The 15,120-nt window shown below is 65.9% G+C and carries 13 protein-coding genes; 6 read left to right on the forward strand and 7 right to left on the reverse strand.

Going from position 1 to position 15,120, the window contains the following annotated elements:
* Positions 1-21: 21 nt before the first annotated feature.
* The 4 genes from NJG22_RS04540 to NJG22_RS04555 form a co-directional block, all read right to left on the reverse strand.
* Positions 22-315: a DUF2388 domain-containing protein gene (locus tag NJG22_RS04540; RefSeq protein WP_253092902.1), complete on the reverse strand. Its 294-nt coding sequence runs from the start codon at positions 313-315 to the stop codon at positions 22-24.
* An 87-nt stretch (positions 316-402) separates the two neighbouring features.
* Positions 403-720 (reverse strand): DUF2388 domain-containing protein, encoded by a 318-nt coding sequence (locus NJG22_RS04545; protein WP_134689018.1) that lies wholly within the window; start codon positions 718-720, stop codon positions 403-405.
* Between the two features lie 299 nt (positions 721-1,019).
* Positions 1,020-1,232: a DUF1127 domain-containing protein gene (locus tag NJG22_RS04550; RefSeq protein WP_011531561.1), complete on the reverse strand. Its 213-nt coding sequence runs from the start codon at positions 1,230-1,232 to the stop codon at positions 1,020-1,022.
* A 612-nt stretch (positions 1,233-1,844) separates the two neighbouring features.
* Positions 1,845-3,233 (reverse strand): NorM family multidrug efflux MATE transporter, encoded by a 1,389-nt coding sequence (locus tag NJG22_RS04555; RefSeq protein WP_253092904.1) that lies wholly within the window; start codon positions 3,231-3,233, stop codon positions 1,845-1,847.
* Positions 3,234-3,389: 156 nt separating this feature from the next.
* On the opposite strand from NJG22_RS04555, the gene NJG22_RS04560 reads away from it, so the two are divergent.
* A complete protein-coding gene (locus tag NJG22_RS04560; RefSeq protein WP_253092905.1) occupies positions 3,390-4,319 on the forward strand; it encodes a LysR substrate-binding domain-containing protein in 930 nt (309 codons plus the stop codon).
* 197 nt (positions 4,320-4,516) lie between these two features.
* Positions 4,517-6,424: a methyl-accepting chemotaxis protein gene (locus NJG22_RS04565; protein ID WP_253092907.1), complete on the forward strand. Its 1,908-nt coding sequence runs from the start codon at positions 4,517-4,519 to the stop codon at positions 6,422-6,424.
* A 125-nt stretch (positions 6,425-6,549) separates the two neighbouring features.
* Here the strand turns inward: NJG22_RS04565 and NJG22_RS04570 are convergent, their stop codons facing one another.
* Both NJG22_RS04570 and NJG22_RS04575 read right to left on the reverse strand, forming a co-directional pair.
* A complete protein-coding gene (locus tag NJG22_RS04570) occupies positions 6,550-7,935 on the reverse strand; it encodes a VOC family protein (RefSeq protein WP_253092909.1) in 1,386 nt (461 codons plus the stop codon).
* Positions 7,936-8,142: 207 nt separating this feature from the next.
* Positions 8,143-9,033 (reverse strand): LysR family transcriptional regulator, encoded by an 891-nt coding sequence (locus NJG22_RS04575; RefSeq protein ID WP_217851390.1) that lies wholly within the window; start codon positions 9,031-9,033, stop codon positions 8,143-8,145.
* Between the two features lie 135 nt (positions 9,034-9,168).
* Here NJG22_RS04575 and NJG22_RS04580 point away from each other — a divergent pair, with 135 nt between their 5' ends.
* Together NJG22_RS04580 and NJG22_RS04585 are read left to right on the forward strand one after the other, a co-directional pair.
* Positions 9,169-10,659 carry an aldehyde dehydrogenase family protein gene (locus NJG22_RS04580; protein ID WP_253092911.1) on the forward strand — a complete coding sequence of 497 codons (1,491 nt, stop codon included), beginning with the start codon at positions 9,169-9,171 and terminating at the stop codon, positions 10,657-10,659.
* A 130-nt stretch (positions 10,660-10,789) separates the two neighbouring features.
* A complete protein-coding gene (locus NJG22_RS04585; protein WP_253092912.1) occupies positions 10,790-12,076 on the forward strand; it encodes an FAD-binding oxidoreductase in 1,287 nt (428 codons plus the stop codon).
* 42 nt (positions 12,077-12,118) lie between these two features.
* On the opposite strand, the gene NJG22_RS04590 is transcribed toward NJG22_RS04585, so the two are convergent.
* Positions 12,119-13,546 carry a mechanosensitive ion channel family protein gene (locus NJG22_RS04590; RefSeq protein ID WP_253093085.1) on the reverse strand — a complete coding sequence of 476 codons (1,428 nt, stop codon included), beginning with the start codon at positions 13,544-13,546 and terminating at the stop codon, positions 12,119-12,121.
* A gap of 255 nt (positions 13,547-13,801) precedes the next feature.
* On the opposite strand from NJG22_RS04590, the gene ycaC reads away from it, so the two are divergent.
* Both ycaC and NJG22_RS04600 read left to right on the forward strand, forming a co-directional pair.
* Positions 13,802-14,431, forward strand: a complete 630-nt coding sequence (gene ycaC, locus NJG22_RS04595) for an isochorismate family cysteine hydrolase YcaC (protein ID WP_166889905.1) — start codon at positions 13,802-13,804, stop codon at positions 14,429-14,431.
* 118 nt (positions 14,432-14,549) lie between these two features.
* Positions 14,550-15,116 carry an antibiotic biosynthesis monooxygenase gene (locus NJG22_RS04600; RefSeq protein WP_253092914.1) on the forward strand — a complete coding sequence of 189 codons (567 nt, stop codon included), beginning with the start codon at positions 14,550-14,552 and terminating at the stop codon, positions 15,114-15,116.
* Positions 15,117-15,120: the final 4 nt, after the last annotated feature.

Genomic DNA, 15,120 nt, shown 5'->3' on the forward strand with positions numbered 1-15,120 from the left:
ATGCAAAAGGAGCAGGTGTAGTTATTGGACGAGAATCGCTTCGGCCAGTTCACGGTCGCCGACAGAGTGCCGGGTGCAGCCCTGGCGCAGGGTGTCGAACGCCGCTTGCAGGCGCGCGCCGCGGATCAGGCCGTCACTGGCGACGAACGCGGCGGCATCGTCACGGGCGGCGACGATACGCTTGCGATCGAACGGCGCGGCGGTCACCTGGCTGGTGACATAGCCGGTGATGACCAGGCTCTGGGTGGTGGCATCCAGGGCATGGGCGCTGCCCACGCAGGTGAGGGCGAGCAATGATGGCAACAGATAACGCATGGCTGGCTTGAACGCAGTAGTCTCGGGCGCGAAGGCTACCCCGGATGCACCGGCCGGGGCCAGTGAATCCGGGGACGGATAGCGGAATCAGAGGGCGAGGATGGCGCTTGCCAGTTGCGCGTCGCTGGCCTGCAGCGCCGGCAGCTGCTGACGGATGTGCACGAACGCGCTCTCCAGTTTGGCGCCTCGGATCGCGCCTTGGCTGCCGACGAAGCTGGCGGCGTCGTCGCGGGCGGCCTGGACGATCTTGTCGTCACGGAACGAGGAGGAAATGTCGGAGGTGGCGTCGGTGGAAGCGGCCACCGCGCCGACCACGGCATCGGTGGTGACGACGAAGCTGGTGGCATTGGCCGCGCCGGCCAGGGACAGCAACAAGGCGGCGCCAAACAGGTGATAACGGGACATGATCGGTGGACTCCTGCACAGGGTCTTGGGTGGTTCTGGTTATCGGACGCTCGCTTGGCTCGTCACGGTACTTTATCTGCCAGGCGCGTAGGACAAGCGTAACACGCGCAGGTTCTAACGCTTGGCTTGGGTAAACATCACAAAACGTAACTGTACCGGTTGTATTTTAATTTAATGAAACTGTACATGTTTGGGGCCAAGGCGCTCTAGCGCGGGGCATACAAACAAAAAACCCGTCGCAGTAACCTGCGACGGGTTCTTGGAAATTCGCGGTGCCGGGCCAGGCCGGCAGCCGGGGCTTAGCGCCAGAACGGCTTGCTGAGCTCTTCGTAGCGCTGCGACTCGCTGATACCGGCGTCGGCCAGCAGGCGAGAGTCCAGGCGCGCCAGTTGGCGGCGGCTGGCCATGCGGCGCTGCCACAGTACCAGGGTGGACAGAACGCGCAGCGGCAGGGCAGCGTTGGAAGCTTGGGCGTTTTCGAAAACCAGGTCGGAACTGAGGGTACGTTCCATGATGTGTCATCCTTCCGCTTGTGGCGGGATTAGGTAGTGATTTAACTGGTGCCCATCTTCCTCCTCTCTCGTCCAGAACAGTAGGTACAGTTCAGTTGTATTGCGATGGCTCAGTTAACTGTTGAAAGCGACTGTTGCACTGGTTATTGGGAGAATTGTACTGGTTCGCACTAGTTTGGTGCGATTTTGTGGTGTTGGTAAGGAAATGGAACGCAGGAAGTGATGTTTGAGGCGGTACAGTAGTACAGTTTTAGATGGTTTATGCTTCAAGGTGTTCGACGATACAGTTGCAGCGCCTATGCGATCGAGCGCCGCCCGCGCGGCGCATCGCGACGCAAGGCCGCTCCTACATCTGTTTCGGGCCAATTTATCCTGTGCCATTACCGGGGCCGCCTTGTGGGTACGGCGCGGTCTCAGCGTGGGCACCACTGCCGCTCCACCTGTCTCAAGACATGCACCAAGGCGGGCAACCATGGCCTGACAGGTTCGGCACGTTGCAACAATTGGAGGAGCGGCCTTGCGTCGCGATGCGCCGCGCGGTCGGCGCTCGATCTCAAGGGCCCTGCAAGACCATCGCCAGGCACCTGTCCGCCATTACGATCCCCAACCCCCTCAAACCGAAACCGCCACCCCCCGCGCCCGCTCGGCCTTGCCCAGCAACCGCTTCATCCGCCACTCAAAGCCAAGCGTCAGCGCCACCGCCGCACAAGCCAGGCCCAGCGCCAGCCCCCACCAGATACCCGGAGCGCCACCGCCAAGGGTGAACGCGAACAACCATGCGCTCGGCGCGCCCACCAGCCAATAGCACACCAACCCGATCAGGAACGTGGTCTTGGCATCCTTCAAGCCACGGATAGAGCCCATGGCAATGGTCTGCACGCCATCGAACAACTCGAACCACGCTGCAACCATCAACAACTGTACTGCCAGCATGAAGATCGCCGCGAAGGCTGGGTCGTTGCGATCGATGAACAACGCCACCAGGCTATCGGGCAGCAGCCAGAACAACGCGGCGAAGGCGAACATCAGCGAGGCACCGAAACCAATGCCCACGCGCCCGGCACTGCGCGCCGCCAGCAGGTTGCCAGCGCCATAGTAGAGGCCGACGCGCATGGTCACCGCATAGGACAGCCCAGTCGGCACCATGAACGCGGTGGAGACGATCTGCAGGGCGATCTGGTGCGCCGCAAGCTCGGTGCTGCCCAGCACGCCCATGCACAGGGCGGCGAAGGCGAACAAGCCAACCTCGACCATGTAGGTGCCGCCAATCGGCAGGCCCAGCCGCCACAGTTCGCGCAGGGCCGGCAGGGAAGGGCGCGACAGGCCCTTGCGCAACGGGTAGTCGGCATAGGCCTTGTGCCAGCGGATGTACAGCGCCAGGGCAATGGCCATGCCCAGGGTCACCAGCGCGGTGACCAGGCCGATCCCCATCAGCCCCAGCTTGGGCAGGCCGAACATGCCCTCGATCAGCGCGTGGTTGAACAGGTAGTTGAACACCGTGCCGACCAGGCTGATGACCATCACCGGCGTCGAGTGGCCAAGGGCGCTGGTGAAACCGCGCAGGGCCATGAAGGTCATGTAGCCGGGCAGGGCCAGCGGCAACAGGGTCAGCAGTTGCATGGCCGAGTCGACGTTCTCGGGCTGCTGCCCGAACAACAGCAGTACCGGCTTGAGGTTCCACATCACCAGCGCCGCCACCAGCGCCAGGCCCCAGGCCAGCCACAGGCCGCTCTGCGCCAGGCGGGTGACGCCCTCGGTGTCATCGGCGCCCTTGCGGATGGCCACCAAGGTGCCGACTGCGGCGATCACCCCCAGGCAGAAGATCGACACGAACGAGTAGCTGGCCGCGCCCAGGCCGCCACCGGCCAGGGCCTGCGGGCTGATACGGGCCATCATCAGGGTGTCGGTGAGCACCATCAGCATGTGCGCCAGCTGCGAGGCGATCAGCGGCCCGGCCAAGCGCAGCAAAGCCTTGAGTTCGGTGGTGGGCGCGACATGCATGGTGGCGGTCCTTCTGGATGGTGCGAAAGTGCGAGCAGGCAATTCTGAAGCCTCGGTCAACTTTGCACAAAAGGATAAAAGCGATTGCTCGCATGAGTTTGACTCATGGATATATGATCCAGGTATCGCGTTTTGGCCCCGTATGACAGGTGCATCATGTCCCGCCAGCTTCCTCCGCTCTATGCGCTGCGCGCATTCGAAGCCGCCGCCCGGCTGAGCTCGTTCACCCGTGCCGGGGAAGAGCTGTCGATCACCCAGAGTGCGGTCAGCCGGCATATTCGCACGCTGGAGGAGCATTTCGCCTGCCGCCTGTTCGTGCGCAACGGCCGCAGCCTGCAACTCACCGAGGCGGCGCGGATGTTGCTGCCTGGGGTGCGTGAGGGGTTTGCCGCGCTGGAGCGGGCCTGCGACACCTTGCGCGGCGAAGACGACATCCTGCGCATGAAGGCGCCGTCGACCCTGACCATGCGCTGGCTGCTGGCGCGGTTGAGCCGCTTTCGGCATTTGCAGCCAGGCAACGAAGTGCAACTGACCAGCGCCTGGATGGACGTCGACCATGTGGATTTCTACCAGGAGCCGTTCGACTGCGCGGTGTTGCTCAGCGACGGTAGCTTCCCGGCGGACTGGGAGGTGCGCCGGTTGTTCTCCGAGCTGTTGATTCCGGTCGGTGCGCCGGACCTGCTGGATGACGCGCCGTGGGACGAACGGCGCTTGTGCGGCATCGAGCTGCTGCACCCCACCCCCGACAAGCGTGACTGGCGGGCTTGGCTGGCGCGCATGGGGCTGACCGACAAGGTGTCGCTCAAGGGCGGGCAGGTGTTCGACACCCTGGAGCTGGGCATGATCGCGGCTGCCCGGGGTTATGGGATTTCCATGGGCGACCTGCTGATGGTGGCCGAGGACGTGGCCGGGCGGCGCTTGAGCCTGCCCTGGCCGACGGCGGTGGCCAGCGGCATGGACTACTACCTGGTATGGCCACGGACCCGACCGGGCGGCGAGCGCCTGCGCCGGTTGAGTGTGTTCTTGCAGGAAGAGGCGGCGGCGATGGACTTGCCGGCGGTGCAGATCCTGTCGGCCCAGCATTGAGCCGTTCGACCTGGTAGGCGCCGGCCGCCGAGCACCAGGCAAAGGTTTGCGAATATCCAGGCTCCACGCTCAAGTATTCCCCCGCCAAGCCGATCCAGTTGCACCAGCGTCCCGGAAGAGGGCGCGATTCCCCGTCGATTGGAAGCGGACGGTCTGCGTGATCAGGATGATCCCGGCCTCTTGCCAGGAGCTTTCCCATGTCTCAACCGCGTGCCCGCATCGCCTCGCAGCTCGGCATCGCCCTCGCCATCGTGCTGGCGCTGGTGATCACCGGCAGTACCCTGTTCGCCCTGCGTTCGCTGGACGACGCCAACCTCGCCACCCGCCAGGAACACCTGGCCAGCGAGGCGCGGCTGCTGGCCGACCAGCTCGACACCTTCCACGGTTCGCTCAAGGACAACACCCAACGCCTGAGCGGCCTGTTCGAGCGCCGCTTCGCCTCGGGCCTGGCGCTGCGCGCTGGCGAGACCGTGCAGGTGGCAGGCCAGGCCACGCCGGCCCTGTACCTGGGCGAGCGGCTGTTGAACAACGACTTCCAGGTGGTCGATGAATTCCAGCAGATGACGGCCGGGATCGCGACGCTGTTCGTGCGCAGCGGCGACGATTTCGTGCGCATCAGCACCAACCTGAAGAAGCAGGACGGCAACCGCGCCATCGGCACCCAGCTGGACCGCCAGCACCCGGCCTATGCCAAGTTGCTGGCCGGGCAGATGTACGTCGGCCGCGCGGTGCTGTTCGAGCGCAACTACATGACCCGCTACGTGCCAGTGCGCGATGGCAGCGGCCGGGTCATCGCCGTGCTGTTCGTCGGCTTCGACTACACCGATGCGCAGAATGCCCAGTTCGCCAACCTCAAGCGCTTTCGCATCGGCCAGACCGGCTCCCTGGCCATTCGTGACGACCAGGGCCAATGGCTGGTGCCCCCGGCCAATGCCGACCAGGACCTGTTCAGTGTCAGCGCGCCGTTCGCCGAAGGCCCATGGACCGTGGTGGCGAGCATGCCCAAGGCGGAAATCCGCGAAGTCACCTGGAGCGTCGGTTTGCGCCTGGCCATCGGCAGCCTGCTGGCCATGCTCCTGGCCGTCGCCGCCACGCTCTGGCTGCTGCGCCGCAAGCTGCGCCCGCTGGGCGACCTGGTGCGCCAGGCCGAAGCCCTTGGCGCGGGCGACCTGAATGCCCGCCTGAGTGTCACCAGCCAGGACGAGATCGGCCAGCTGGCGCGCAGCTTCAACCAGATGGGCGAGGCCCTGGCGACCATGGTCGAGCATATCCGCAGCGCCTCCGACCAGGTCAGTGGCCGCGCCCGGTCGTTGTCCGGGTTGTCGTCCGGGGCCTGCGAGGGCATGGACCAGCAGTCCGGCGAGATCACCAGCATGGCCGGCGCGGTGGAGGAGTTCAGCGCCACCTCGATGAACATCGCCGACAACATGGCCGGTACCGAGCGCATGGCCCGCGACAATGCCCAGCAGACCCGTATTGGCCGCAGTGCCATGGACGAAGCGTCGGCCTCGCTCAAGCAGATCGCCGACGCGCTGGGCGGCACCGCCGCGGTGATGGACACCCTGGGTGCGCGGTCCCAGGAGATCGGCGGGATTGTCGGCGTGATCACCGCCATCGCCGAGCAGACCAACCTGCTGGCGCTCAACGCCGCCATCGAGGCGGCGCGGGCAGGGGAGCAGGGCCGTGGTTTCGCCGTGGTCGCCGATGAGGTGCGCGGCCTGGCCGCGCGTACCCGCCAGGCCACCGACGAGATCTCCGGGATGATCGCCAGCATCCAGCAGCAGACCGGGCATGCCATCAACACCCTGGAGCAGGGCAACCAGCTGATGCAGGAGGGCCTGGCGCGCAACGACAAGGTGGCCGAGGCGCTGGCGCGGATCGACGAGCAGAGCAGGGTGGCGGGCGAGCAGTTCGCCGTGATCAGCACCGCGACCCAGGAACAGAGCAGCACCGCGACGGTGCTCAGCCGCAACCTGCAGAGCATCGCCCAGGCCAACAGCGAACAGCGCGATGTGGCCAATGAGCTGGCCATGACGGCCCGCGAGCTGGAAGGGCTGGCAGGGCAGTTGCGCCAGGAAGTGGATCGGTTCCGCACCCACAGATAGTGCACTGGGGCTGCTTTGCAGCCCTTTCGCGACACAAGGCCGCTCCTACTCTGGGAACGCGCTCGCCTGTAGGAGCGGCCTTGTGTCGCGAACGGGCCGCAACGCGGCCCCAGTGGTTTCAAACCCTACAGGGTCCCCAGCCCCAACGCCTGCGCACACGCCTGCAACGACCTGCACTCGCTCTGCGCATACAGCGCCAACTCATCCTGCACCTTGAGCCCCAGCGCCGCCTCGAAGGCCTCGCGATTGGCGTTGCTGCCATAGTCGGCCTGGCCATCGTCCCCCAGGTTGGATTGGAAGATCCCCGCCGCGCTCACCGGGAGGAAGTCCTCGTACACCAGCGCCTCGAAATGCACGTGGCCGGCCGCGATCAACCCTTGCAGGGTGGTCGGGCGATCCTGCTGCCCACGCGCCGCCAGGCCTTTCTCGGTGGCGAAGTAGCGGAAGTACGCCAGCCCCTGCTCGCGCATCTGCCCCAGGTCATCCGGAAACTCGGCGAAGTGCTCCGCGAGCAGCGCCATATATCGCTCGGCATTGGCCTCCGCCGGCGCGCCGCCCAAGGCCTCACGGGTGGCATCCAGCAGCCGGTCGTATAGCTGGCGTCCCTTGGGCGTCAGCGCCGCGCCACGCTGCTCGATTTCGCCGAAACGCGCGGTATGGCTGCCTTGGGCGTCGCTAAAGGCGACCTTTTCCTGCAGCGCCTTGAAGCTGGTCTGACGCAGCAGGATCGGCTGGCGCCGGGTGGGCGGCCCCTCGACCACGGCTTTGGGCGGAATGCCCTTGGCCGGCATGCCGAGCTGGATCGCGTCGATGTCCAGGGTACGCGGGGTCAGGTGGTTGATGTGCGGGCCCTTGAACGCCACCACATCGGCGATCAGCCGGTGCTGGTCGTGCAGTTGCTGGTACTGCGCGGCGGTCACGGTGGCGTCCTGGTGCCAGCGGAAGGTGTGCAGCGCCTCCTGCACGAAGGTGTCGGCATCGGCCTGGTTCAGGCCGCCGTCGCGCTCGCTTTGGGCGATCAGCGCCAGGGCCCGTGGGCTGAAGATCTGCCGCTGGTCGAGGATGCCCTGGGCCAGCGCGCGCAACTGCGGGTTGTCGATCAGTTCCAGGCGCAGCAGCGAGGTGAACACCCGAAACGGGCTGATGTGCAGCGATTGCTCGTGCACGGCGCGAAACGCGGTGGAATGCACCGGCACCCCGGCCGAACTCAGGTCGTAGTAGCCCACCGGGTGCATGCCCATCACCGCGAACAGGCGGGCGATGGTCGCCAGCTCCGCGGCGCTGCCGACGCGGATGGCGCCGTGGCGCTCCTGATCGAGGCGCTCGATTTCGCCGGTCCAGCGCAGGGCCTCGGCCACCTTGGGCTGCGCGGCCATGACCTGTTGGTTGATCTCGCTCACCAGCTCGAGCAGGGTGCCGTACAGCGGCACTTCCTGCTTGTACATGAGCGACATGGCGGCAGAGAACTGCGCGCGGATGTGGTCGGGGCTGACGAAATCGTGGGCGGGCATCGCAAGCTTCCTGGCAGTGAATGGAGGAGGCTTACATGAAAGCTGGGAATGGACTTGCCGTACAAGCGAAAAAAAGTGCGGGTTTCATTCCTTTTTTGATCGAACCTCAGGGCCATGGGGCCGCTGTGCGGCCCTTTCGCGACACAAGGCCGCTCCTACAGGGGATCGCGTACTTCGCGAAAGGGCTGCGCAGCAGCCCCGGCCATCTCAAGGCGTAAGTTGTTCTCGAACCCACTCCACCAACGCCCGTACTTTCGGCACCTCCGCCGCATGCTCGGCATACGCCAGGTAATGCGCGCCATTGCTCTTCATCGCATGGTCCCAGGCCAGCACCAGGCTGCCCTCGGCCAGCTCCCTGGCCACCAGATAGCGCGGCACCAGCGCCACCCCACACCCCGACTGCGCCGCGCTCAGGGCCATATAGAACGTATCGAAACGCGGCCCGTGGTAGCTGTTGTCGGTGTGCAGCCCCTGTTCGAGGAACCACTCATGCCAGGCCTGCGGGCGCGAGGCGCTCTGCAGCAGCACCAGGTCCGTCAGTGCACCGGCGTCCGGCAGCGTGCGCCCCTGCAGCAACTCAGGCGCGCACACCGCTACCACCTCCTCACCGAACAGTTCCACGCATGTCGCCCCCGGCCAGGTGCCCTGGCCGTAGAAGAACACCACGTCCGCCGACCCTTGCAGCAGGGCGAAGGGCTCCATTTCGTTGCGGATGTCCAGGTGGATGTTCGGGTGGCGCTTGCCGAAGCCCTTGAGGTGCGGGATCAACCAGCGCACGCCGAAACTCGGCTGGGTGGCGACTTTCAATACTTCAGTCTGGGTGCCGTAGGTGAGCACGTAGCGGCTGGACATGTCGACCTGAGTGAGGATCTTGTTCACCTCGGCCAGGTACAAGGCGCCGGCGGGGGTCAGTTGCAGGCGCCGGCGGATGCGCAGGAACAGGTGGTGGCGCAGCATCTCTTCGAGCTGCGCCACCTGCTTGCTCACCGCGCTCTGGGTCAGGTGCAGCTCTTCGGCGGCGCGGGTGAAGCTCAGGTGGCGGGCGGCGGCCTCGAAGCACTGCAAGGCGGTCATGGAGGGAACCAGGCGTTTGGACATAAGGGTCTCGGCGGCTGAAATCATTACCTGCCGGAATGATATGCGGAATAAAGGTCGTTTGTTGCACCTGTGTAATCGGATTAATACTGACCCACGTCATTTTCCAACCCTTCACCCGATGAAAGGAGAAGCACAATGGTTGCTGGACTGCTCGAGCGCCTTGGCGTTACCGCCGCGGCTTACACCCAGGGCGACTACCCTGTTCACACCCCGATCGACGGCAGCCAGATCGCCGCGGTGAAGTTGCTCGGCAAGGCCGACACCATAGCCCGCATCGACCAGGCCCAACAGGCTTTCGAAGCCTGGCGCAGCGTGCCGGCGCCACGTCGCGGCGAGCTGGTGCGCCTGTTCGGCGAAGTGCTGCGTGCGCACAAGGCCGACCTTGGCGAGCTGGTGTCCATCGAAGCCGGCAAGATCACCCAGGAAGGCCTGGGCGAAGTGCAGGAGATGATCGACATCTGTGACTTCGCCGTCGGTCTGTCGCGCCAGCTGTACGGCCTGACCATCGCCTCCGAGCGCCCGGGCCACCACATGCGCGAAACCTGGCACCCGCTGGGGGTGGTCGGGGTGATCAGCGCCTTCAACTTCCCGGTGGCGGTGTGGGCGTGGAACACCGCCCTGGCGCTGGTGGCCGGCAACGCGGTGGTGTGGAAGCCGTCCGAGAAAACCCCGCTCACCGCCCTGGCCTGCCAGGCGCTGTTCGAGAAGGCCCTGAAAGCCTTTGGTGACGCCCCGGCCGGCCTCAGCCAGCTGGTGATCGGCGGCCGTGAAGCCGGCGAAGCCCTGGTCGACGACCCGCGCGTGCCGCTGGTCAGCGCCACCGGCAGCACCCGCATGGGCCGCGAAGTGGGCCCCCGCGTGGCCGCGCGCTTTGGCCGCAGCATCCTCGAACTGGGCGGCAACAACGCGATGATCCTGGCGCCCAGCGCCGATCTGGACCTGGCCGTGCGCGGCATCCTGTTCTCCGCCGTTGGCACCGCCGGCCAGCGCTGCACCACCCTGCGCCGACTGATCGTGCACCGTTCGATCAAGGACGAGGTGGTGGCCCGGATCAAGGCCGCCTACGCCAAGGTGCGCATCGGCGATCCGCGCCAGGACAACCTGGTCGGCCCACTGATCGACAAGCTGTCGTTCGACGCCATGCAGGGCGCGCTGGCCAAGGCCCGCGACGAAGGCGGGCAGGTATTCGGTGGCGAGCGCCAGCTGGCCGAGCGGTACCCGAACGCCTACTACGTGTCGCCAGCCATTGTCGAGATGCCGGCCCAGAGCGAGGTGGTGCGCCACGAGACCTTCGCGCCGATCCTCTACGTGCTGGCCTACGACGACTTCGAAGAGGCCCTGCGCCTGAACAACGAAGTGCCGCAAGGCCTGTCGTCGTGCATCTTCACCACCGACATCCGCGAGGCCGAGCGCTTCCAGAGCGCCGCGGGCAGCGATTGCGGCATCGCCAACGTCAACATCGGCACCAGCGGTGCGGAGATCGGCGGGGCGTTCGGCGGCGAGAAGGAGACCGGTGGTGGCCGTGAGTCGGGTTCGGACGCCTGGAAAGGCTACATGCGCCGACAGACCAACACCGTGAACTATTCGCGCGAGTTGCCGCTGGCGCAGGGTATCGTTTTCGATTGATGCACGATGGCCGGGGGCCTTGCCCCCGGATCGCCGGCAAGCCGGCTCCTACAGGGGATCGCACACCCTGTAGGAGCCGGCTTGCCGGCGATAGGGCCACAAAAAAGAACAATATCGCTGGAGCCGGGCCATGTCCGAACTGCGTCAAGAATGTCTGTGGGAACACATCACCCAGCCGAGCGTCAGCGCCCAGGCCCTGGCCGGTGAGCACAAGGCCGATGTCTGCGTGATCGGCGCTGGCATCACCGGGCTGTCGGCGGCCATCCACCTGCTCGAGCAAGGCAAGTCGGTGATCCTGCTGGAGGCCTGGAAGGTCGGCCATGGAGGCTCGGGGCGCAACGTCGGCCTGGTCAACGCCGGCACCTGGATCCGCCCCGACGACGTCGAGGCGACCCTCGGCCACAAGCAGGGCAGCCGCCTGAACACGGTGCTCGGCGGCGCTCCGGCCGAGGTGTTCGCGATGATCGAACGTCTGGGCATCGACTGCCAGGCCCAGCACAAGGGCACCCTGCACATGGCGCACAACGCCACCGGCATCGCCGACCTGGAAGCCCGCCACCAGCAATGGACGCGCCGAGGCGCCGACGTCGAGTTGCTGACCGGGGCGCAATGCCAGGAATACTGCGGTACCGACAAGATTGCCGCGGCGCTGCTCGACCGCCGCGCCGGCACCATCAACCCCATGGCCTACACCCAGGGCCTGGCCGCTGCCGTGGAGCGACTCGGCGGCAAACTGTTCCAGCAGTCGGCGGTCGAAGGCCTGGCCCGTGACGGCGCCGCCTGGCAAGTCATGACCGGGCGTGGTTCGGTGCGCGCCGACAAGGTGGTGATCTCCACCGGCGCCTACACCGAAGGCGACTGGAGCAACCTGCAGAAGCACTTCTTCCGCGGCTACTACTACCAGGTGGCCTCCAAACCTTTGCACGGCGCCGCCGCCGACAAGGTGCTGCCCCATGGCCAGGGCTCGTGGGATACCCGCACCGTGCTCAGCAGCATCCGCCGCGACGATCAGGGCCGCCTGTTGCTGGGCAGCCTGGGACGGGTCGACAACAAGCCGGCGTGGTTCGTGCGCAGCTGGGCCGACCGCATCCAGAGCCATTACTACCCTGAATTGGGCAAGGTCGAATGGCAGATGCACTGGACCGGCTGCATCGACTTCACCCCCGACCACCTGATGCGCCTGTTCGAGCCGGCGCCGGGGCTGGTGGCGGTGACCGGCTACAACGGCCGGGGCAATACCACCGGCACGGTGATCGGCCGGGCGTTCGCCGAGTTCCTGCTCAAGGACGACCCGCAGCACCTGCCGATTCCGTTCTCGCCGATGAAACCGGTGAGCGCGCCCTCGCTGCGCACGGCGTTCTACGAGTCGGGGTTCTCGCTGTATCACGCCGGGCAGTGCTTGCGGGTCGTCCTGTAGTCGGCATTGGCGCGCCCACAGGGGGGCGTAGTGCGTGCCAGGCTACTTGTGCAACCAGCTCAGGAACCCGCCCTTCTTCACTTGCGGCGGCTTTTGCAGCAGCAGCGACTCGCGGCTCAGCTGGCGGAACCGCTGCAACTTGACCAGTGCCGACTCCACCTCGCCACGCTGCGCCAGGCAGCTGCGCACCTGGTCCTTCTCGATGCGGTACAGCAGGCAGCTGGTCAGGGTGCGGAACTCGGCCAGCGAGTCGTTTTCATCGACGATGCCCTCCACCCCCAGCACCTCGCCCGGCCCCATGCGGCCAGCCTCCAGCAACTTGTCGCCGTTGCGGATCGAGGCCTGGATCACCCCGCTGCCGATGACCAGCAAGTGTTCGGAGTGGTCGCCGATCCCCAGGATCACCTGGTCGGCCAGGTACTCCACCGCGGTCATGCGCTGGCTCAGGGCATCGCGCTCCTCGCCGCTGAGCGAGCGAAACACCCGCACCTCGTCCAGCAGTTCGCGCTGGCGGCTGCGCGGGGGCAAGGCGAGGTCGACGTTCCACATCACGCCGCTGGCTTCCAGGTGGCGGTGGGCCAGGTCGAACAGCTGGTTGCGCACCTCGGTCTTGTGCGCCATGTCGGCGACGAAGCCGCTGGCCTCGTATTCCACCGATTCGAGGGTGGACAGCTTCACCGTGACCTTGGGCGCGGGCGAGGGCAGCAACGCGCTGGTGCCTTGCAAGGCCTTCTCCAGGGCATCGAACACCCGCTTGGGCCGCACCTTGGCCGGTACCACCACGCTGACCGTCACCCCATGGCGGTCGGCCGGGCGGCTGTGGTTGAGCAGTCGCGCCTTGGCCGCCACCGAGTTGGGAACCACCGCCAGGCTGCCGCTGGCGGTGATCAAGCGGGTGGCGCGCCAGTCGATGTCCACCACCTTGCCCTCGGTGCCGTCGATGGAGATCGCGTCGCCGATCTGGTAGGGCCGCGTGGTGTTGAGCACGATGCCTGAGAACACGTCACTGAGGGTGCTCTGCAACGCCAGGCCGATGACGATGGCCATCACCCCCGATGTGGCCAGCAAGCCCTTGACCGGCAACTGCAGCACATAGGCCGCCGCCGCGACGATGGCGGCGAGGAAGATCAACGCCCCGAGCACATCCTGCAACAAGCGCCCGCCGTGGCTGCCGCGGGCTACCAGCAGCAGGCCGAAGACCACGGTCACCGTGCGCGCGGCGAACAGCCACCAGCCGATCGCCAGCACCGTGGCCAGCAGGTTGCGCGTGACATCGTCGGCCCAGGGTGGCGGTTGCAGCGGGCTCATGCCGGCAGCCAGCAGCACCGCGCTGAACGCCAGGAAGAACAGCAGGCGCGTGGCGATGCGCCAGGCCCGACGGTGTAGCGGAATCAACTGCCAGAGCAGCAGGTCGAGCAGGATCAGCAGGGTACCGAACAACAGCGGGTATGACTGGATGAACGCCAGCATGGTGGTCTCGGGGCGGGGGGGTTGTGGGTAGTAATAGAGCAGGTTACCGAGCCAGGCAATGACTGGATGCGGGTATCGCAATCGCGGGTTCCCCCGCGATAAGGCCAGAACAGGCAATGCCAATCTATCGTTCATAAAACAGAACGCTAAAGCCAAATTTCACTATCTACCGTCACAAAGGTGCTGGTTTTAATCTTCTCCCATCAACGCGAAACACCCACCCCACGGAAGATCGAAACTCAAGGAGCACCGGCAATGAACAACTTCAAATACAACCGCCTGAACAAAGACGACGCCGCCGTACTGCTGGTCGACCACCAGGCCGGCCTGCTGTCCCTGGTCCGCGACATCGAGCCGGACCGCTTCAAGAACAACGTGCTGGCCCTGGCCGACCTGGCCAAGTACTTCAACCTGCCGACCATCCTCACCACCAGCTTCGAGCAAGGCCCCAACGGCCCGCTGGTACCCGAGCTCAAGGCACTGTTCCCGGACGCTCCCTACATCGCCCGCCCGGGCCAGATCAACGCCTGGGACAACGAAGATTTCGTCAAGGCGGTGAAGGCCACCGGCAAGAAGCAGCTGATCATCGCCGGCGTGGTCACCGAGGTGTGCGTGGCCTTCCCGGCGCTGGCGGCCCTGGAAGAGGAATTCGAGGTGTTCGTGGTCACCGACGCTTCCGGCACCTTCAATGAAATGACCCGCGACGCCGCCCACAACCGCATGAGCCAGGCCGGCGCGCAGCTGATGACCTGGTTCGGCGTGGCCTGTGAGCTGCACCGCGACTGGCGCAACGACGTCGAGGGGTTGGCGGCGCTGTTCTCCAACCACATCCCCGACTACCGCAACCTGATCACCAGCTACAACGCCCTGACCGCCGGTAAATAAGGCGTTGCCCGCCTGGCGCCGCAGCGGCGCCAGGCAAGGCAGCACACCCGTCCAATCCTGCGCTCGTCTGCCGTTGCACAGTGGATGCAGGCCAGCTCATCTCCAGGGAATGTCAGCGATGAACACCGCAACCGAAGGCAACCGCAACGTCGTCACGCTGGTGATCCAGCACAAGGTCCGTGCCCAGGCGCTGGCGCACTACGAAACCTGGCTCCAGCGCGCCGTGACCACCGCGCGCCAGCAGCCTGGGCACCTGGACGTCAACGTCATTCGCCCGCAAGACGGCGGCCGCCACTTCACCACCGTGGTGCGCTTCGCCGACGCCGCGCAGTTGCAGGCCTGGGTCAATTCGGCCGAACGCCAGGCGCTGGTCGGCGAAGTGTTGCCGCTGCTGGAGGATGGCGACCACACCCAGGTGCACGACGACCCAGAGTTCTGGTTCACCCCGCCTAGCCAGGGCACGGCGCAACCGCCGCGCTGGAAGCAGGCGCTGCTGACCTACCTGGTGATCTGCCCGATGACCTTGGTCATCCCGTCGTTGCTGGCACCCTTGTTCGCCCGTTACCCAGGCCTGGGCGGCCCGATCAGCGGCAACCTGATCGTCAACCTGTTCGTCATCCTGCCGGTGGTGTTCTACATCATGCCCTGGGTGACCCGCCGGTGCGCCGCCTGGTTGCGCCGCTGAGCGC

The sequence above is a fragment of the Pseudomonas sp. VA159-2 genome, assembly GCF_024126635.1.
Taxonomy (GTDB): Bacteria; Pseudomonadota; Gammaproteobacteria; order Pseudomonadales; family Pseudomonadaceae; genus Aquipseudomonas; species Aquipseudomonas muyukensis.

What these genes read in the sequence shown, in the direction of transcription:
- NJG22_RS04585 (WP_253092912.1), top strand. Translation starts at nt 10,790, where the DNA reads ATGTCCGAACTGCGTCAAGAATGTCTGTGGGAACACATCACCCAGCCG.
- NJG22_RS04550 (WP_011531561.1), bottom strand. Translation starts at nt 1,232, where the DNA reads ATGGAACGTACCCTCAGTTCCGACCTGGTTTTCGAAAACGCCCAAGCT.
- NJG22_RS04570 (WP_253092909.1), bottom strand. Translation starts at nt 7,935, where the DNA reads ATGCCCGCCCACGATTTCGTCAGCCCCGACCACATCCGCGCGCAGTTC.
- ycaC (WP_166889905.1), top strand. Translation starts at nt 13,802, where the DNA reads ATGAACAACTTCAAATACAACCGCCTGAACAAAGACGACGCCGCCGTA.
- NJG22_RS04575 (WP_217851390.1), bottom strand. Translation starts at nt 9,033, where the DNA reads ATGTCCAAACGCCTGGTTCCCTCCATGACCGCCTTGCAGTGCTTCGAG.
- NJG22_RS04590 (WP_253093085.1), bottom strand. Translation starts at nt 13,546, where the DNA reads ATGCTGGCGTTCATCCAGTCATACCCGCTGTTGTTCGGTACCCTGCTG.
- NJG22_RS04580 (WP_253092911.1), top strand. Translation starts at nt 9,169, where the DNA reads ATGGTTGCTGGACTGCTCGAGCGCCTTGGCGTTACCGCCGCGGCTTAC.
- NJG22_RS04600 (WP_253092914.1), top strand. Translation starts at nt 14,550, where the DNA reads ATGAACACCGCAACCGAAGGCAACCGCAACGTCGTCACGCTGGTGATC.
- NJG22_RS04565 (WP_253092907.1), top strand. Translation starts at nt 4,517, where the DNA reads ATGTCTCAACCGCGTGCCCGCATCGCCTCGCAGCTCGGCATCGCCCTC.
- NJG22_RS04545 (WP_134689018.1), bottom strand. Translation starts at nt 720, where the DNA reads ATGTCCCGTTATCACCTGTTTGGCGCCGCCTTGTTGCTGTCCCTGGCC.
- NJG22_RS04560 (WP_253092905.1), top strand. Translation starts at nt 3,390, where the DNA reads ATGTCCCGCCAGCTTCCTCCGCTCTATGCGCTGCGCGCATTCGAAGCC.
- NJG22_RS04540 (WP_253092902.1), bottom strand. Translation starts at nt 315, where the DNA reads ATGCGTTATCTGTTGCCATCATTGCTCGCCCTCACCTGCGTGGGCAGC.
- NJG22_RS04555 (WP_253092904.1), bottom strand. Translation starts at nt 3,233, where the DNA reads ATGCATGTCGCGCCCACCACCGAACTCAAGGCTTTGCTGCGCTTGGCC.